The sequence below is a fragment of the Priestia sp. P1_B12_1 genome (assembly GCF_056406695.1).
Window position 1 is genome coordinate 121,118 of the sequence record NZ_JBFTZR010000002.1, and the last position, 17,470, is coordinate 138,587.

General features: G+C 37.6%; 20 protein-coding genes. 11 read left to right on the forward strand and 9 right to left on the reverse strand.

The features are described 5' to 3' along the window. Window positions 1-9 precede the first annotated feature (9 nt). The 4 genes from AC1D0Y_RS06220 to spoVIF all read left to right on the forward strand — a co-directional run bounded on the left by AC1D0Y_RS06220 (window position 10) and on the right by spoVIF (window position 1,010). Window positions 10-180 (forward strand): hypothetical protein, encoded by a 171-nt coding sequence (locus tag AC1D0Y_RS06220; RefSeq protein ID WP_176524038.1) that lies wholly within the window; start codon window positions 10-12, stop codon window positions 178-180. Window positions 181-241: 61 nt separating this feature from the next. Further along, window positions 242-421, forward strand: coding sequence for a hypothetical protein (locus tag AC1D0Y_RS06225; RefSeq protein WP_041816498.1), 180 nt, complete (start codon window positions 242-244; stop codon window positions 419-421). 87 nt (window positions 422-508) lie between these two features. Next, entirely contained in the window at window positions 509-619 is a 111-nt protein-coding gene (locus AC1D0Y_RS06230) for a YjcZ family sporulation protein (RefSeq protein WP_462074061.1), read from the forward strand. Window positions 620-752: 133 nt separating this feature from the next. Beyond that, window positions 753-1,010, forward strand: coding sequence for a sporulation-specific transcription regulator SpoVIF (spoVIF, locus tag AC1D0Y_RS06235; protein ID WP_013055449.1), 258 nt, complete (start codon window positions 753-755; stop codon window positions 1,008-1,010). Window positions 1,011-1,056: 46 nt separating this feature from the next. On the opposite strand, the gene AC1D0Y_RS06240 is transcribed toward spoVIF, so the two are convergent. Then, window positions 1,057-1,845 (reverse strand): M48 family metallopeptidase, encoded by a 789-nt coding sequence (locus AC1D0Y_RS06240; RefSeq protein WP_235593596.1) that lies wholly within the window; start codon window positions 1,843-1,845, stop codon window positions 1,057-1,059. 398 nt (window positions 1,846-2,243) lie between these two features. Then, on the reverse strand, window positions 2,244-4,562 hold the full coding sequence (locus AC1D0Y_RS06245) for an ATP-dependent helicase (protein WP_098332494.1): 2,319 nt from the start codon (window positions 4,560-4,562) through the stop codon (window positions 2,244-2,246). Window positions 4,563-4,940: 378 nt separating this feature from the next. Between AC1D0Y_RS06245 and AC1D0Y_RS06250 the strand changes: the two genes are divergently transcribed. Continuing rightward, window positions 4,941-5,192, forward strand: coding sequence for a hypothetical protein (locus AC1D0Y_RS06250; protein WP_028407494.1), 252 nt, complete (start codon window positions 4,941-4,943; stop codon window positions 5,190-5,192). Window positions 5,193-5,268: 76 nt separating this feature from the next. On the opposite strand, the gene AC1D0Y_RS06255 is transcribed toward AC1D0Y_RS06250, so the two are convergent. The 5 genes from AC1D0Y_RS06255 to AC1D0Y_RS06275 form a co-directional block, all read right to left on the reverse strand. Continuing rightward, window positions 5,269-5,946 carry a DUF421 domain-containing protein gene (locus AC1D0Y_RS06255; protein WP_013081784.1) on the reverse strand — a complete coding sequence of 226 codons (678 nt, stop codon included), beginning with the start codon at window positions 5,944-5,946 and terminating at the stop codon, window positions 5,269-5,271. A gap of 89 nt (window positions 5,947-6,035) precedes the next feature. Continuing rightward, the gene (locus tag AC1D0Y_RS06260) at window positions 6,036-6,470 is read right to left on the reverse strand and encodes a GNAT family N-acetyltransferase (protein ID WP_028407495.1); all 435 of its coding nucleotides are present in this window, start codon (window positions 6,468-6,470) and stop codon (window positions 6,036-6,038) included. A gap of 5 nt (window positions 6,471-6,475) precedes the next feature. Beyond that, window positions 6,476-6,988, reverse strand: a complete 513-nt coding sequence (locus AC1D0Y_RS06265; protein WP_013055455.1) for a YjcG family protein — start codon at window positions 6,986-6,988, stop codon at window positions 6,476-6,478. An 82-nt stretch (window positions 6,989-7,070) separates the two neighbouring features. Further along, window positions 7,071-7,796, reverse strand: coding sequence for an alpha/beta hydrolase (locus AC1D0Y_RS06270; RefSeq protein ID WP_028407496.1), 726 nt, complete (start codon window positions 7,794-7,796; stop codon window positions 7,071-7,073). A 162-nt stretch (window positions 7,797-7,958) separates the two neighbouring features. Then, entirely contained in the window at window positions 7,959-8,345 is a 387-nt protein-coding gene (locus tag AC1D0Y_RS06275) for a hypothetical protein (RefSeq protein ID WP_477707382.1), read from the reverse strand. Window positions 8,346-8,518: 173 nt separating this feature from the next. Here AC1D0Y_RS06275 and AC1D0Y_RS06280 point away from each other — a divergent pair, with 173 nt between their 5' ends. Beyond that, entirely contained in the window at window positions 8,519-9,055 is a 537-nt protein-coding gene (locus AC1D0Y_RS06280) for a phosphatidylglycerophosphatase A family protein (RefSeq protein WP_013055458.1), read from the forward strand. A gap of 125 nt (window positions 9,056-9,180) precedes the next feature. On the opposite strand, the gene AC1D0Y_RS06285 is transcribed toward AC1D0Y_RS06280, so the two are convergent. Both AC1D0Y_RS06285 and AC1D0Y_RS06290 read right to left on the reverse strand, forming a co-directional pair. Beyond that, entirely contained in the window at window positions 9,181-9,660 is a 480-nt protein-coding gene (locus tag AC1D0Y_RS06285) for a GNAT family N-acetyltransferase (protein ID WP_025749861.1), read from the reverse strand. 169 nt (window positions 9,661-9,829) lie between these two features. Next, a complete protein-coding gene (locus AC1D0Y_RS06290; RefSeq protein ID WP_013055460.1) occupies window positions 9,830-10,675 on the reverse strand; it encodes a MurR/RpiR family transcriptional regulator in 846 nt (281 codons plus the stop codon). Between the two features lie 150 nt (window positions 10,676-10,825). Between AC1D0Y_RS06290 and gnd the strand changes: the two genes are divergently transcribed. From gnd to AC1D0Y_RS06315, 5 genes are all read left to right on the forward strand, one after another. Next, window positions 10,826-11,725: a phosphogluconate dehydrogenase (NAD(+)-dependent, decarboxylating) gene (gene gnd, locus AC1D0Y_RS06295; protein ID WP_028407498.1), complete on the forward strand. Its 900-nt coding sequence runs from the start codon at window positions 10,826-10,828 to the stop codon at window positions 11,723-11,725. A 25-nt stretch (window positions 11,726-11,750) separates the two neighbouring features. Beyond that, window positions 11,751-13,292 carry a gluconokinase gene (gene gntK, locus AC1D0Y_RS06300; protein ID WP_060746410.1) on the forward strand — a complete coding sequence of 514 codons (1,542 nt, stop codon included), beginning with the start codon at window positions 11,751-11,753 and terminating at the stop codon, window positions 13,290-13,292. A 278-nt stretch (window positions 13,293-13,570) separates the two neighbouring features. Continuing rightward, window positions 13,571-15,097, forward strand: a complete 1,527-nt coding sequence (locus AC1D0Y_RS06305; RefSeq protein ID WP_028407500.1) for an NCS1 family nucleobase:cation symporter-1 — start codon at window positions 13,571-13,573, stop codon at window positions 15,095-15,097. 269 nt (window positions 15,098-15,366) lie between these two features. Beyond that, window positions 15,367-16,695: a GntT/GntP/DsdX family permease gene (locus AC1D0Y_RS06310; protein WP_028407501.1), complete on the forward strand. Its 1,329-nt coding sequence runs from the start codon at window positions 15,367-15,369 to the stop codon at window positions 16,693-16,695. A gap of 154 nt (window positions 16,696-16,849) precedes the next feature. Further along, complete coding sequence (locus AC1D0Y_RS06315; RefSeq protein WP_028407502.1) at window positions 16,850-17,461, forward strand: DUF1349 domain-containing protein; 612 nt, start codon at window positions 16,850-16,852, stop codon at window positions 17,459-17,461. The last annotated feature ends 9 nt before the right edge of the window (window positions 17,462-17,470 follow it).

The following is a 17,470-nucleotide window of genomic DNA, read 5'->3' on the forward strand; positions in this document are numbered from 1 at the left end:
AGGGAAAACATGATGTATTATCATTATAATCCTAATCAATACCCTCAGCCCCTGCCTTATCATCCACAACCAATGACAAAACAATCGGTAAAGAAAGGGCAGTCTATTCCTAAGCCAGTCCAGTACCCTTCTCCAAAACAAGGTGGTTGCGGCTGTGGTTCAAAGTTACCAAAGCGATAAGCAATAGAAGCATTGTCACTTGGACAGTGCTTTTTTACATAGAGTGGAGAGAGGTGTAAAGATGCCGGATTTTTTCGATGAATTTGAACGTTTTTTTGAACAGCATATGATGGGAGAACATCGAAAGAGAATGAACGAAGTAGAAAAAGCAGAAAAGCAGATGGAACAGCAGGAGAGGAAACTGCAGCAAAATGTAAAAAGACTTGATGAGCAAGATGCTGAAGATCCGTTTGGACAATGAAATTTAATGTACACAGTTGAAAAGCCCATACGAAATCATTTGAGTGAACATACAGTATAGAGAGTAAAACAGAGGGGGTGTAATATTATGGGCTGCGGATTTGGCTACGGTGGTTGTGGTTACGGTGGTGGTTTTGCGTTAATCGTTGTATTATTCATTCTATTAATTATTGTTGGTTGTGTTTGTTTTTACAATTAATCCCTTCTATGAATAAGGCACCGAAAAGTGCGGGTGAAGTTTCACTCGCACTTTATTTTTTTATTAAATGTAAAGGGCACCTTCTAGGCACATGGTGCATACGATGAAGTATAAATAAAGGAGGTCATGCAAAATGGATAATAATATGTTTAAAAATATAGAAAAGAAAACAGGCGTTAATATGAAGGATATCTTTGAACTTGCGAATTCTGTACAAAATGCTAATTTTAAAGATGAGCAAACGGTGCGTAATATTGTGAAGCGAGTAGCACAAATTGCGAATAAGCCAATTTCAAAACAAAAAGAAGAACAAATTGTTAAGGCGATTGCAAACAATAATCAATCCATTGATTTTGCGACCATCGCTAAAATGCTAAATGAGAAAAAATAATTTAATGTTTTATATAAAGCCCTGACACGTCAGGGCTTTTTTCCATTTATGCAATTTCATTTGTTTGAAATGCGTTAGAATCAAGATCAAACAGTTCCGGATGCTGTGCTAAGTAATTAATTTCTTTAATACGATGGGCGATAGGGGGGTGAGTTGAAGTAGCTTGATTCAACCACATAAAAAAACCTTTTTCCTGTGAGTGCGTATGAACAAATTCCTCCTGATTTACTTTTTTATTTAGACAATGACCAACCGCAAGTATAGTGAGTGCTTGAGTGGCAGCTTTTGCATCACCAATCGCAACGGAAGCTATGCGATCACACGTATATTCACAGGCCCTAGAGTAAGCTTTTCCTAAAAAAGGAACCCAAAGAGCAGGTAGAATAAGTGAGTGGTAGAGTGTATGCTTACGTTTGATATGAACTAATTCGTGGGCAATAATAAAAGAAAGTTCTTTTTCTTGATTATCTTCAATCATTTCAACAATGTCGGAGTATAAAACGACAAAGTGACGTCCAAAAAAACGTGTAGCAAACGCGTTTAACAAGCCGCCTGATTGAACAATATAAATATCGGGCAGCTCTAAATCCAGCTCTAAAGATAACTGTTTTGCCTGATGATAAGTGTGCGGGAACTGCTTCTCTGTCAATCTAACCCCATTATTGCGAATTTGAGCAATGGAGAAACCGTGGAGTATAAATGTAATTAAAAAACCGATTACAAGGTAGATAATACCAATGAGTGAAATAATTAAAAAGAAATAAATTAATAAGCTGATAACCATACACAAAATGAAAAAAATATTTTCATTTTCATGAATAAGCTTTGTGTTCAATAATGGAGCCCCCTAAAATATAGTAGTACAGTACATAACGTAGTGTAACGTATCCACGTATGAATATCTACCTCTTAGTGGAATATTTGGTTAATAATAGATGATGAGAATATTAGTTATGGACGCTAGCTTGAAGTAAGATAAAGAGGTTGAAACATAACTACAGGAATCCAATTTAAAGACGAACAATCTGGATACATGATCCGGCTTGCTCGACCGCTGTTGCTTTCTGCGGGGTCTCATCTGTCCCCGCAGGAGTCTTCGCCTTGCCCTTCAACCAACCGCTAGAAGCACCTGCGTTCACCATGATTATAAAAAAACGAACTATTTATCCGTTTTTGATAGATAGTTCGTTTTTCATTTTAATGAAACTACTTTTGTCCCAGCCTGTTTTTCTTTTACACTTTTTTTATAAACGACTTCAGGAATCTTGAAGGATAAGCGGTTTTACCCCTTCTAGTTTGCGGAACAGATAAATAAAGTGAATTCTGTGCACGCGTCATTGCTACATATAAAAGACGGCGTTCTTCTTGAAGCGGCACATCATCTCCGCCTCGATAAGCTTCGAGTGCATAATCATGAGGCAAACCGCCATCTACGCTGCTCAGTACGTATACATGCTTATATTCAAGACCCTTTGCTCGGTGAATTGTGGTTAGCTGAATACTTTCATTAAATTGCTTGCTTAAAGCTTTCATCTCTGTGTTCATGGCAATCATATGATCCACATGCTCTAAGAGTTCAGGTACGGTTTTGAATTTACGTGCTACAACTTTTAAATCCCGCACGTCATCCGAACCTTTTTCCATCATATTTCCTTCATTTCCGCGTTTTTTGACAAAATCATCGAATCCCATATCTTTAGAAATCGTCTCAAGTGCCAAAGAAGGAGACATTGATTTTAGCGACTTGAATAAAGGAATTACTTTCTTGAGTTTTTTTTGCTGAAAAGGTTTTAAATCTTGAAGATATTCAAGTGCATCAATAAATGTACCATCATGAAGAATACTTGCTGCTTTTAAGTCATTGACTGCTGTTTTCTTTAAAAAGAGTGCGTTTACTAAATCTTGTAGCGAACTTGCGTCATTTGGATTCACGCTCAAGCGTAGAAATGAAAGTAAACTTCGAACCATGCGTCTTTTATAAAACGAATCCGCATCTTGTTCGATTGAAAATGGCAGGTTTGACTGTGATAAACGTTCAAAGATGGCGCGTGAAGAAGCGTGAGTTCGGTACAAGACCGCAAATTCAGTTGGAGAAGCCCCTTGCTTAATCTTTTCTTTCATATCCGTTACAATCATTGTTGCTTCTTCTTCTTCGTCGTATGGAAAGAAGAATGTAGGTCGCAACTCATTATCAAACTGGGCAGCCATTTCTTTTTGTCGGCGCGCTGTATTTCGTGCAATGACTTTATTAGCAGAAGAAACGATGGCGTGAGCTGAACGATAATTTTGGTTTAACGTAATAACAGTTGTATTAGAAAAATCTTTTTCAAAGTTTAAAATGAACGAAGGATCGCTTCCGCGGAAAGCGTAAATTGATTGATCATCATCTCCTACGACACACAAGTTTTTAGAGTCTTCACTTAGCATTTTCATAATTTTATATTGAACTTTATTAATATCTTGAAATTCGTCAATTAAAAAATAGCGAAACCTTTTTTGGTAACGAGTGAGTAAATCGGGATTTTGTTTTAGCATTTCATAACATCCATACAGCATGTCATCAAAATCGAATAGCTGTTTTTGCTTTTTGACTTCTTCATAGCGACGATATAAAAAGTGCACATCTTGTTCCCATTTGTCCTTTGGCCGCACATCTTGCACGCCAACAAGCGTGTTTTTCCAATAGCCGATTTGCTGAAGTGCCTGATCAAACGGAAAATCTTTTTCATCCACGTGGAGCTCTCTTGCTGCTTCTTTCACGATCTGTTCTTTTTGCCAATCCCATTTTAGCAGGCGGTCCATTTGCCACGCTTGAGGATTATGATGAACAATCATACGTAAGAAAATGCTGTGAAAAGTTCCAACTAGCATTTGACGAAGATGTAAGCCGGACATCTTTGGATATGTAGCCAATCGTTCTTTCATTTCTTTAGCAGATTTAGCCGTGAAAGTCACCAGCATAATGGATTTCGGATCAATTTTTTTTTCTTGTATCATATATGCGGTGCGAGCTGTTAATACACGCGTTTTTCCGCTTCCCGCACCAGCTAGAATAAGGAGCGGTCCTTCTGAATGTGTAACAGCTTTCCACTGGTTCGAATCTAATTCAATACCGCTCTCTTTAAATTCATTTAAATAAGGAGAGTCAGAGTGTTTAGGAACAGCTGGTTTTAAGCGAAAAGCAGGAACACTTGAAAAAGGTGCGGAAGACCTCCATGTTGCTTTCTCTTTTACAGTTGAACTTTTCTCGCCAATAGCTCGTCCTTTAGGAATACGAAATCCATTGGTTTCTCTGTATTCAGGCGGATTTTCTTTTATTTGTTGCACCGCTGTTGTTTCTGATAGTGTGTCTAAACACTCTTCTCTTTCATGGGGAACTTGAGCATGATAAAAGTAAGGAGAATGCTCAATCCCCAGATATAATTTAACTGGTTCTCCGCAGTGAGCACACGTTATTTCTCCGCGGAGACTAGCTTCATATAAATATTGAAATCGGTCTCTAGCCGTTATAGCAAGATTAAGTATTTGATTTTGATAAAGTGCACGTTGCAAAAAACATGGCCTCCTTTTTAAAACATGAATAATCAATAGTAAATAAGAGGGAGTTAAAGCAAGAAGCCGCTCTCGTTCTACATCGATATAGATGTGTGTATACGCACAGTCTTTGTTTTATAGTCAAAGTCTATCATATCAAAATCATCTTTTTTTAAAAAGAGCACGGATATTTTTGGAGGGATAGGATGTAAAAAAGGGTATATATTGAATAAGACATCACATATGTTCAAAACAGGCGGTATAGATACAAGGTGTCATCTGTTTTGAACAAGTCTAAAGTAGAGGATTTAAGTAAGCGGTTTCAATGTCGATACTTCTTGAGAAAAATACTGAGTTCTGCGAGTAAAAGGTATCTTGAAAAAGAGGAGGGTTCATATGGGATATATACTGCCCGTCACGCCTTATCAATCTATTCAATATGCAAATCGTCTTCAAAAAAATAATGCTTCTTTTTCAAATCGTATTTGGCCTATTGAGAAAAAAAGCTTTGACGAAGAGTTTGAATCGCGTTCTCACTCACTGGAATTGACGCCAAGTTCAGTACAAAAGCGAAAAAAACTTCAAGCAGCAGAGCGTGTATACAGCAAGCTAACAAATAAGGGCCTAGTGATTAATACACGTGTCTAATAGAAAAAATCGTGAACGCCGCAGAATGAATGCGCTCACGATTTTTTAACAAAGTAATGAACAAGTAAAAAACATCTTAGTAAGATTCAATAAAAAGAGTACTGCCCTGCTGCCATTCAGCATAAAGCACCTGTTTATAATCGGTAAATCCTTGTTTTTTTAACTGTGTCTTTAGCCAGTCTTCATCAAAGCCTGACTGAATCAAGTTTTTCAAAAGCAAACGTCCATCACTGACGAAGGCGATAGATAAAACGGGTTCAGAAGGAGGCAGCTGTAGATCGCTTCTTGTTGGCTTAGCATAATCAGATTTTGGCAATACGCTTAGTGATCCATCTGTTTCTAAAATCGCATATTCAACTTCACGAATGGAAAATATGTCTTTTGAACGAAGCATATGAAGAAGCTGATCGATATCCAATCGATTTTTGCTAAGTTCTTTGTAGGAAATTTTCCCTTTTCGAATAATAATAGATGGCCGTCCTTCTAAAAACAAACGCAGGCGAATATTTTTTTGAGTAATAACTTCGGTGACATAAATAAGCGCTCCCCAAAAGATAACAGCAAATAAAATTTTGCCTATTCCTACTTCTGAGTCATATAGCGCATTTCCTACTAACTCTCCTAATACAAGAGCAGAGATAAAATCAAAAGTGGTAAGCTGAGTGATCGTCGCTCTGCCTAAAAATTTAGTTAAAATAAACAAGCAGATAAATCCGATAAAGAGTTCTAATGCAATTCCGATAAGTTCATCCATATTTTCACCTAATTCACATGATTAGGTATTAGTATAAGCAAAGCAAAGGTTCTTATCCTTTAAAAAAGCAAAAACACCAGGTTCAATTCCTAGTGTTTTTTACTTAGTTTCTTTACCATCTCTACATGTGGAATTCCAGCATCCATAAATTCACCTGAAACCGTTACGTAGCCTAGCTTTTTATAAAATTCTTCCGCATGCGTTTGAGCATGCAGCTTAATTTTTTCAATCTCGTGCTCTGCTGCGAGCTCTTCTAACTTATCCATCAAAAGCTTTCCTACACCGTCTTTTCGATAAGAAGAAAGAACGCAGATTCGTTCGGCTTTTCCATAGTCCTCTACCATACGGAAGCGTCCTGCCCCAATTGGTGCAGTTCCTTTGTATACAACTAAATGCAGGGCTTCGGAATCGTATTCATCGATTTCTTGCTCTACATCAACCTGCTGTTCTTCTACAAATACTTTTTGACGTACGAAGTAAGCATCAGAATGATCTTGTTTGTTCGTTAGTACTTTGATGTTCACGTATCTTATCCCTTTCCAAGACGAAATGTTTCAAACACAGTCCATGTTTCATTTTCAAGCTGGTACATTAAATGAAAGCGATCCACTGTTTCTTCATGAGCGACATCTACAAGCTTCAACTGGCTATACACATCTAAGTGCTCATCATCTGAAAGACGTTGACCAATTGTAATATGTGGAATAAATGAATACTCAGTTGGCTGTTCGAGATTGCCTTCATGAAGTTTATTGTAAAGTGACGTCAGTTCTGGTTTTTGTTCCACTTTTAAGTAAATGACGTTATTGGCTGGTGAAAATGAGCTTACTTTCGTTACATTTAATGTAAATGGATTTGTTTCTTCGGCAATTTTACGCAAGTTAGCCGCAATTTCATCAATTTGGTCTTCTGTAGCTTCAAAGACTTCTTTTAATGTAAGATGAGGCGGAATTAATGAATAGTGAGAATCATAGCGCTTTCGATAAGAATTCGCTACATCTTGCAATTTTTTAGATGGAAAAAGTACAACGCCAAATTTCATAAAAAATCCCTCCAAAGTAAGATCATAAAATATGTATAAAGCGAGCTTATTATAACAAATTTTCAAAAAATATGATATCTTTCTACTTCAACATATATTGAAGCGACCGCTTTACGTCTTTTTGCCAGTATTTCCACGTATGATTTCCATTAAATTCTTCGTAGAAAACAGAATATCCACGCTGCTTCATTTGTTCGTGCAACAGGCGGTTAGGCTCAATAAAATTCAATATACCGTCTTGTGTTGTTTTGACATCTGTTTCTTCAGTTCCAATAACATGATACAAATCCAGCAGTGAAGGAGAAGCAAATGAGTTGACCGTTTGTAATACAGCATCGTTCACGAAAGGAGAATGCATAATTACTTTCCCGAACGTGTGAGGATACGCAATGGCCGTCAGCAGTGAAACTGTAGCAGCAAGCGAATCACCAATTAGAACACGTGATTTTCCCATTTGATATGTAGGATATGTTTTATCCAAAAATGGCACAAGTTCATGTGCTAAAAAGCGAATGTAGGCATCTACTTGATTTCCTTCTGGATGATACTTATCGCGTCTGTCTTCTACGCTTTTATATGGAATTCCAACAAAAATAGTACGATCGATTTCCGACTCGTTCATTAAATCATCAATTAAACGAGGTGTTCGTCCGTACATAACATAATCTTTTCCGTCTTGGGCAATAAGTAAGGAATACTTATAGAGCGTAGAATAGTTTGACGGCAAATAGACTAGTAACGTGACATCTTCTTGCAGTGCGTCACTATAAAAAGAAATTTCTTCTAACTTCCGCTTACTTTCTGACATGAATAATCGACTCCTATGCATTTGAATGAAAGCGTTACCTTTATTGTAACACATTTTCTAATAACCGTTCTTTATTTTATTGTAACGAATTTTTAAGCGAATGACGAGAAAGAGGCATGCGTCATTAAAAAAGCGCTTCAGAATCGACTGAAGCGCTTTTGGTTACTCTAATTTTTTCATTTTTTTCAACATAGCTTTTTCTGCTTGGCTGGCTTTTTCTAGAGGCTTCTTCGTATATTCTTCTTCTTTTTCATCAATCGAAACCAATTCTGTGTCATTTTTTACATAACTTCGGATATTGCGAGCACCGAAATAGCCGTTTACATCTTCTAAAATAGGCTTGTTTTCTTTTTGATCATAAAGAGTATATGAATTCTCTTCCTTAACGATAGCGTAGTGATTCCCTGCTAAAAGAGCCACGGCTTCTTTTTCGCTTTTTCCAAACGTAGACATGAGAAACAGAACGATTAAGACGATAAAGAAAAGGGCTGTTGCGCCAATGAAAAATAATAATAAGCCTCTGCTAAATTTACTTTGTTTTTCTTCCACAGTAGACAAACCTCCTGATTAGATAATTTCATTATAGCAAGTAAATGTAATGAGCGCCTAAAGAGATATGTGACGAGTTTATGAATTCAGGTAGATGAAACAAAAAAGGTTTTTAGCGCCTCTCATCGAATTTAATATAAAGAGAGACAACAACTTGAAAAGGAGAGAGAGACATGACAGCGAAAAAAATCCCAACGAGCAAAGAAGTAGCAAAGGCAACATTTGATTTGCTAGAAGAGCGTGGCGTAACAGTTTTGGATATTGCTGAAATTGTGTATGATTTACAGCTTCCTTATCATCCAGCTCTAACCATTCAGGAATGTGCTGAGAGCGTAGAAAGAGTACTGCAAAAGAGAGAAATTCAGCATGCGCTTCTAGTTGGAATCGAACTTGATAAGTTAGCTGAGCAAAATAAATTATCAGAACCTCTTCAAAGTATTGTAGAACAAGACGAAGGGTTGTTTGGTGTTGATGAAACGATTGCTTTAGGTGCCGTTTTAACCTATGGCAGTATCGCTGTTACGACCTTTGGCTATTTAGATAAAGTAAAAGTAGGCATTATTGAAAAGCTGGACTGTAAAAAAGAAAAAGGAGTTAATACCTTTTTAGATGATTTAGTAGCGAGCGTAGCTTCTAGTGCGGCAAGTCGTTTAGCTCACCGTCAGCGTGATGAACAAGAACAGCTGCAAGAAGGCAATCCGGCTACGTAATACACTTCTTTTAGTATGTATATAAGCTGTGTAAATTAACACGTCGAAATGATTTAGTCTTTTATTTGAATAACGGAGACTAGGCACGTATCACCTACGTGTCTAGTCTCCGTTATTGGAACGATTTATGGCTGTAGTGAAGTAGTCATAAGGTAGCTTAAGTTTTTCAGCCCAAGACTTTCATAGAAAGCACGTGCTTTCTCGTTAAATGCCCATACGGTAAGCTGGAGGTCATTTGCTCCTTTTTGTACAGCCCACTGTTTCGTAGCAGAAAAAAGACTTTTTCCTACGCCATAATTTTGAAAGCCTTTCTTAACGCCAAAATATTGGATGTACGCTGTGTAGGAAAGAGGAGCTAATGTAGTGGGAGGGTTATATTTTAATTCAACAACAGACGCCCCAATAATTTGATTTCGATATTGAGCTACAAGAATATCAATGGTTGCATAATAAAGAGTAGCTTGATATTGTTCGGGAGATAAAACAGCCATTTGATTATCAAACATAGAAGGAAGCGCATTTGCGTGGAGTTCTAGTGATTCCCCTAATATTTTATTTACTTCTGTATAATCATCGAGTTTTGCAGTGCGATAGATAATCTCCATACACACTTCACCTACTTTTTAAAAGTTGTGCTTTATCATATGTAGCAACTTAGAAAATGTTAAATGAGAATTAAAACTCGAAAATTTTAAGCGAAGAACTGCACTAAACAGAGCATATATTCTATGCTCTGTTTGATGTTATAGTTGAAGAATATATAAGAGCGAAACGTTAAATTCTAGTTTCAGCAATGGCATCGCGTACTTTTTCAAGCGAGTGTTTAGAGGCATCTTTATTCGCAATCATTACATTAACGTACAAAGCATCAATGAGGCTTAGCTGTCCAATTCTCGAGGCAAGAGCTTCAGATCGATATTCTGTTTCTTCTGAACTCGTATAAAGAGAAACATCGACATTTTGGCTTAATGGAGATTTTGGAAAACCCGTAATACCGATCGTTTTGGCACCGTTCGCTTTTGCTGTATTTAAAATGTTCATCGTGTCTTTATTTGTTCCAGAATGAGAAATCACGACCGCTACATCCTGTTTTGTTAATTGAGAAGCGGACATAAGCTGGAAATGGGAATCAATAAATGCAAACGTTTTAATTCCTGTTCGAACAAATTTATGAAAAGCATCCATAGCCACTACTGAAGAACCACCCGTGCCATAAAACTGAACTTTATCCGCCTTCATAAGAAGTTTGACGGCTTTTTCAATAGCGTTGCTTTCTAGTATTTGTAATGTATTTTCAAGCGTTCGCACATTGGAGCGAAAGATTTTTTCAGCAATCGTTTTTTCATTATCCGTTTCAGCAATTTCCTCGTGAATCTGCTGAATAGGCGTCATAATTTCAGCAGCCAGCGCTATTTTCATCGCTTGATAGCCCTTGAAGCCAATTCGTTTACAAAAGCGAAAGACTGTTGCATCAGCTACATTTAAATCGTCTGCCACTTCGTTAATGGTACTGTGAATAATTTGTTCCGGCTGTTCTAAAATATAATTTGCTATTTTTTTCTCTTTTTCACTGAATCTAGCATAGTGAGAACGAATTTTTCCTAAGCAATTTTGCGTCATAACTGATGTTCCTTTCCACGAATTTAGTAGTAAAAAGAGTATAGCACAAAAATATGAGTGAAAAAAATTTTCTTGTAAACGATTGCAAAATGAAAAATAATTCGTATAATGGAGGTAATGTGAAATTTTTTTTCAAAGGGAGTTTGTAAAATGAAAATTGGATTAATCGGTTTAGGAAAAATGGGATATAATTTATCATTAAATTTAATGGACAACCATCATGAAGTAGTAGCTTATGATGTAAATAAAGAAGCGGTAGAAAAACTTGCAAATGAAGGAGCAACTGGCGCCTTTACTGTTGAAGAGTTAGTTAATGAACTTGCTCCTTCACCTAAAGTTGTATGGATTATGGTTCCGGCTGGAGAAGTAACGGAAAATGTTATTACAGAACTAAAAGAACTTCTGTCAGAAGGAGATATTATAATAGATGGAGGAAACTCTAATTATAAAGAATCTGTTCGACGTGCTCAGGATCTTCAGGAAAAAGGTATTTACTTCTTTGATGTAGGGACAAGCGGCGGAATGGAAGGCGCAAGAAACGGAGCGTGTACAATGATCGGTGGAGATGCGGAAGTATTCCGTACAATTGAACCGGTTTTTAATGATATTTGCGTAGAAAATGGATTTATGTACGCAGGTAAAAGCGGAAGCGGTCACTTTTTAAAAATGGTTCACAATGGTGTAGAATATGGAATGATGCAATCCATTGCTGAAGGATTTGAAGTTCTGGAAAAAAGTCAGTTTGATTTCGACTATGAAGCCGTAGCACGCGTTTGGAATAACGGATCTGTTGTTCGTTCTTGGTTAATGGAACTAACGGAAAATGCGTTTTCAAAAGATCCTAAACTAGACAGTATTAAAGGAGTTATGCAGTCTTCTGGCGAAGGGAAATGGACCGTAGAGACTGCTCTTGATCTTCAAACGGCAACTCCTGTTATTGCTTTATCGTTAATGATGCGCTATCGTTCATTAGAGGAAGATACATTTACAGGAAAAGTTGTAGCAGCACTTCGAAATGAATTCGGCGGCCACGGTGTTGTAAATAAGTAAAGTAGTAAAGTAGGGGGACAGCAGCATGAGCAAAAAATATGCAATAGGTGTAGATATCGGAACAACGAGTACAAAGTCTGTATTGTTTTCAGTAGACGGTACAGTCATTGCAAATCATGGGATTGAGTATCCACTATACTCGCCGACGCCCGCGATGGCTGAGCAAGATCCTGAAGAAATTTTTCAAGCAGTTGTACGTACAATTCAAACGGTTGTAAAAACGAGCGATGTAGAACCTGATGATATTTTATGCGTTTCATTCAGCTCAGCTATGCACAGTGTTATTGCCGTTGATCAGCAGGGAAAACCGCTGACAAAATGTATCACGTGGGCGGATAATCGAAGTGCAGAATGGACGGAAAAAATTAAAAATGAATACAATGGTCATGAGATTTATTTGCGTACCGGTACGCCTATTCATCCGATGTCGCCGCTTTCTAAGCTAACATGGCTTTCTAATGAACAGCCTGAATTAGTGAAGGGAACACATAAGTTTATTTCGATTAAAGAATATGTATTCTTTAAGTTGTTTAACGAATATGTTATCGACTATTCGATTGCATCAGCAACGGGTTTGTTTAATCTGAAAAATCTTGCGTGGGATGAAGAAGCACTTAAAGTAGCAGGTGTTACAACCGATCAGTTATCCACTCCTGTTTCAACAATGCATCAGTTAAAAGGGTTAAACCCAGCGCTTGCAGTTGACATGCATTTACTTCCAGATACGCCCTTTATTGTAGGTGCAAGTGACGGTGTATTATCAAATTTAGGCGTAAATGCAATTGAACCAGGCGTTGTTGCTGTGACGATCGGGACAAGCGGAGCTATTCGAGCAGTGACTGACAAGCCAGTAGTTGATCCCAAAGGTCGTATTTTCTGTTATGCGTTAACAGAAGACCACTGGGTAATTGGCGGCCCTGTAAATAACGGAGGCATGATTTTTAGATGGGCTCGCGATCAGTTTGGAGCATCCGAAGTAGAAACAGCTAAACGCCTTGGAAAAGATCCGTATGAAGTATTAACGGATATTGCAGCTTTAGTGAAACCGGGAGCAGACGGCTTATTGTTTCACCCATACCTTTCAGGAGAGCGTGCGCCGCTTTGGGATGCAAATGCCAAAGGTTCATTCTTTGGCCTAGGTTTACATCATAAAAAAGAACATATGATTCGTGCTGTATTAGAGGGCGTTATTTTTAACTTGTATACGGTGTTATTGGCACTTGAAGAGTTAATTGGAGAGCCTACAAAAATTCAGGCAACAGGCGGATTTGCACGTTCCGCACTTTGGCGTCAAATGATGGCAGATATTTTTAACCAAGAAGTATCCGTGCCGGAAAGTTTTGAAAGTTCATGTCTAGGAGCAGTTATTCTTGGCTTATATAGCCTTGGCGAAGTTGACTCATTAAACGTTGTTTCTGATATGGTTGGAGCGACTAATCATCATTATCCAATCAAAGAAAACAGTGAAGTATATAAAGAGTTAACGGCTATCTATATTCGTTTGGCTCGCTTATTTAAAGAAGAATACGAAAGCATTACGGCTTTTCAAAAAAAATATGTACATTAAGTTCAAAAATCATCGCTTGAAGCTTTCAAGCGATGATTTTTTGTGTGTTAGGTTATCTAACAATCAAAAGAGTTGACACTACACAATATATAAAAGTTTCCTCAAATAATGTTACAATTTGTCCAGTGTATCCCCGTTTCGCATTAAATATAATAAGGGATAACGTTAGTATTTATCACATACTAGAAGGAATCGTCACAAACGCCTTTATATTTCAGAAAATTCAAACAAAGTTTGTTTTTTGAAATGAACTTATTTTATGAAAAGGGGTTTTATGGATGAAAACACAAATTGAGCAAGATGGAATTGTGACGCTCACAGATGAGACGCACAATCAGCTGAGCGGCAGTGACCTTTGGAATGAGGATTTACGTCCGACTACGATGAAAGAGCATTCTTGGAAAGGAGTTAACTTTGCCACGCTTTGGATTGGGATGTGTCTGTGTATTCCAGCTTACACAATGGCGAGCGGAATGATGACGCTTGGAATGAACTGGTGGCAAGCAATTGGTACAATCTTTTTAGGAAATGTTATTGTTCTTATTCCTATCTTGCTTAATTCTCACGCTGGAACCAAGTTTGGCATTCCTTATCCAGTATTTGCCCGCCTGTGGTTTGGAGATAAAGGAGCACATATCCCAGCACTGGCTAGGGCCATTGTGGCTGCTGGGTGGTTTGGAATTAATACATGGATTGGAACGGAAGCAATTGATACACTTCTAAGCGCTTCGTTTTCGTCTTGGAATGGTTTAGCTGGTCATACAGCCATTGTATTTGCTCTTTTTTGGCTTTTAAATGTAGGAGTAGCATATAAAGGACCGCAAGCGATTAAAGTATTAGGAGCGATTGCTGCTCCGGTTATTGGTATTTCAGCTATTATTCTTTTTATATGGGCTTATACCAACTCGGGAGGGTGGGGGCCTATTTTATCTGCGCCTTCTAAATTTACATCAACCAGAGAATTTCTAGCCATATTTTTCCCTGCTTTAACCGGAGTCATTGCATTTTGGGCGACGCTCGCTTTGAACATTCCTGATTTTTGTCGATATGCTAGAAGTCAGAAATCTCAAATGGTTGCGCAAACCTTTTCCTTGCCGTTGACGATGAGTATTTTTTCATTTATTGGAATTGCTGTTACCTCAGCAACAATCGTTATATTTGGAGAAGCTATTTGGGATCCAGTGGCGTTAGTAGCTAAATTCCCTCCATTTATCATTTTCTTAGGAACAATCGTTATCGTGCTTTCTTCTTTAACGATTAATGTGGGAGCAAATATTGTCGCGCCAGCCCGTGCAATTGAGAATCTGAATCCAAAGAAAATCACGTTTGCGATGGGGGCGCTAGTGACCGGTATTTTTGCTATTTTACTTCAGCCATGGTACATCATGTCTAATTTCGGGAACTATATTTTCGGCTGGCTTGGAACATACGGAGCACTGCTTGGCCCTATAGACGGCATCGCCATTGCTGACTACTGGCTTGTAAGAAGGAGACAGATGGCATTAAAGGATCTATATGAGGTAAACGGTCGCTACAGTTATTCAACAGGTTTTAATAAAAACGGTATTTATGCATTAGTAATTGGCGTGGCCATACCCGTTTTAGGCTTACTAATTCCTGGACTGCGTTTTTTATGGGATAATGCCTGGACATTTGGTCTATTCATTTCTATCATTGTTTACACGTATCTCATGAGAGGAGATAAAAGTGTATTAGCGCCGGGGGAATATGAAGAAATAACGTTAAAAACAAGCGAAAAACCGATTATCGACAGTCAAACGGCTGATCCAACCATCACCAAATAAATAAGGTGAATCCAATCATTAACATGATTGGATTTTTTTATGTGTTAAAACCGTATGGAATAAAATTGATAAAATTTTTTTGAGTTTTTTTATTGATTTAAGAATTTTTTTTTCATATAATTTAAGTAATAAAAAAATGAAATCGTTTTCTAAATTAATTAATGTAAACGATTTCGATAATTGGAACTTATTTTTAAAAAATTCACAGGGTGTAGAGCTTTTTTGCTACATAGAGAAAGCGTTTACTTAAAGGGAAGGTGGAAAGCAAGATGGATGCATACTTATTAGCTATTACAGTTGCCGCAATTGTTATTGTTATTGTAGGTGTTTCAGTTTTTAAATGGCATGCGTTTATTAGTTTAACGGTTGCGAGTTTGTTTTTGGCAATTGCTTCTGGGTTATCAATGGATAAAATTGTTGGCGCTTACGAAACGGGAGTGGGCGGTGTTTTAGGGCACTTAGTAGGAATTTTAGCGCTGGGAACGATTTTAGGTAAGCTGATGGCCGATTCAGGTGCCGGCATGCAGGTAGCGGATTATTTCGTAAGAATATTCGGTGTGAAAAGACTGCCATGGGCGATGCTAGTAGCAGGTTTCATTATTGGTATTCCTGTTTTCTTCGAAGTAGGAATTTTAATTCTACTGCCTTTAGTTATTTCTATTCATAAAACAACAAAACAAAATATATTATTGATTGCTCTGCCGGTTATTGCAGGATTATCAATTGTTCACGGTCTCGTTCCTCCTCATCCAGGAGCGATGGCAGCTATTAGTATTTACGGAGCAAATACGGGAAAAGTGCTTTTATACGCATTAATCATTTCAATTCCAGCTGCAGTTATCGCTGGACCAGTTTTTGCAAAATGGGTTCACAAACGAGTGATTCCAGAAGGAGAACCTGATCTAATTCGTATTACGACAACATCAAAAGATCTTCCTGGTACAGGCGTTTCATTTTTTGTCATTTTACTGCCCGTTCTATTAATGATCTTAGCAGCGATAGCACCTGTTATTAACGGATTGCCAAGCGGCGTAGTGAAGTTTGTAGAATTAATAGGAAGTCCATTAATTGCACTTTTAATTGCTTGTTTTGCAGCGTTTTACCTGCTTGGAAAACGTCAAGGTATGACAAAAGATGTGATTAAAAAACTAACGGAAGAATGTTTGCTTCCTGTAGGATCTATTGTCTTAATTATTGGTGCAGGGGGTGGCTTCAAACAAGTATTAATCGATAGCGGAGTAGGTACAACGATTGGTCAAATGTCTGAACATCTATCTCTATCACCACTTGTACTTGCATTTTTAATTGCTGGATTAATCCGTATTGCTACAGGTTCAGCAACAGTTGCATTAACAACAGCTGCTGGTATTGTCTCACCAATCATTGAGCATATGTCCGGTGTTAACTTAGAACTGCTTGTTATCGTTACGGGTGCGGGTTCACTAATGTTCTCTCATGTTAATGATGCTGGCTTCTGGATGGTGAAGGAGTATTTAGGATTAACAGTGAAAGAAACGTTCAAAACATGGACCGTTCTGGAAACGCTTCTATCCTTTATTGCTTTTGCAGGAGCACTTATTCTAAATGCATTAATTTAAAAATAAGACTCTTTTACTCTATGTAAAAGAGTCTTGTTTTTTTATGAAAGAAAAGAATTTGCAAGAAAAATAATCAAAATATTTTATTTATTCGTTAAATTATGGCAAAATAGAAATAGAAGAATAATAGCTTCTAAGAAGGGAATGACAGAGAGTGAGTAATCAACTAGTATTTTTCACAAACTTTTCAGAAGGAAAATTAGATTCAGACGTTTCTTGGTATTGTCCACCAGCTCAATTTCAAATTGATACAGAAACGAATCGATTAGTGATTAAAACAGACGCTAAAACGGATTTTTGGCAGCGTACTCATTATGGCTTTGAAGCGGACAATGGACACTTTCTTTACCGTGAAGTAGAAGGCGACTTTGAAATCATGACAAAGGTGCATACATATCCAGTTAATCGCTACGATCAAGCAGGTCTCATGATTCGTGTATCAAAAGATACGTGGATCAAAACGTCAGTTGAATACAATCCCGATGGTCCTAACCAATTAGGAGCAGTCGTAACCAACCAGGGCTTCTCAGATTGGTCCAGTCAAAATTTTACTCAAAACAAATCAGCGCTTTATTTTAAAATTCAGCGCAAAAACGATGATTACACCGTTTGTTATTCAAGTGATGGAGATTCTTGGACTCAGCTCCGACTCGCTCACTTATTGAACTCAACCAAAGAACCTGTTCAAGTTGGTATTTATGCTTGTAGTCCTCAAGGAGAAGGGTATGAAGCCCAATTTGATTTTATAAAAGTAGAAAAAATGTAAATAAAAACC

Bases quoted from the DNA above. Each gene is read 5' to 3' on its own strand.
- AC1D0Y_RS06270 (WP_028407496.1), bottom strand. From the start codon at position 7,796: ATGTCAGAAAGTAAGCGGAAGTTAGAAGAAATTTCTTTTTATAGTGAC.
- AC1D0Y_RS06265 (WP_013055455.1), bottom strand. From the start codon at position 6,988: ATGAAATTTGGCGTTGTACTTTTTCCATCTAAAAAATTGCAAGATGTA.
- AC1D0Y_RS06310 (WP_028407501.1), top strand. From the start codon at position 15,367: ATGGATGCATACTTATTAGCTATTACAGTTGCCGCAATTGTTATTGTT.
- AC1D0Y_RS06220 (WP_176524038.1), top strand. From the start codon at position 10: ATGATGTATTATCATTATAATCCTAATCAATACCCTCAGCCCCTGCCT.
- AC1D0Y_RS06285 (WP_025749861.1), bottom strand. From the start codon at position 9,660: ATGGAGATTATCTATCGCACTGCAAAACTCGATGATTATACAGAAGTA.
- AC1D0Y_RS06280 (WP_013055458.1), top strand. From the start codon at position 8,519: ATGACAGCGAAAAAAATCCCAACGAGCAAAGAAGTAGCAAAGGCAACA.
- AC1D0Y_RS06250 (WP_028407494.1), top strand. From the start codon at position 4,941: ATGGGATATATACTGCCCGTCACGCCTTATCAATCTATTCAATATGCA.
- AC1D0Y_RS06305 (WP_028407500.1), top strand. From the start codon at position 13,571: ATGAAAACACAAATTGAGCAAGATGGAATTGTGACGCTCACAGATGAG.
- AC1D0Y_RS06255 (WP_013081784.1), bottom strand. From the start codon at position 5,946: ATGGATGAACTTATCGGAATTGCATTAGAACTCTTTATCGGATTTATC.
- spoVIF (WP_013055449.1), top strand. From the start codon at position 753: ATGGATAATAATATGTTTAAAAATATAGAAAAGAAAACAGGCGTTAAT.
- gntK (WP_060746410.1), top strand. From the start codon at position 11,751: ATGAGCAAAAAATATGCAATAGGTGTAGATATCGGAACAACGAGTACA.
- AC1D0Y_RS06290 (WP_013055460.1), bottom strand. From the start codon at position 10,675: ATGACGCAAAATTGCTTAGGAAAAATTCGTTCTCACTATGCTAGATTC.
- AC1D0Y_RS06225 (WP_041816498.1), top strand. From the start codon at position 242: ATGCCGGATTTTTTCGATGAATTTGAACGTTTTTTTGAACAGCATATG.
- AC1D0Y_RS06230 (WP_462074061.1), top strand. From the start codon at position 509: ATGGGCTGCGGATTTGGCTACGGTGGTTGTGGTTACGGTGGTGGTTTT.
- gnd (WP_028407498.1), top strand. From the start codon at position 10,826: ATGAAAATTGGATTAATCGGTTTAGGAAAAATGGGATATAATTTATCA.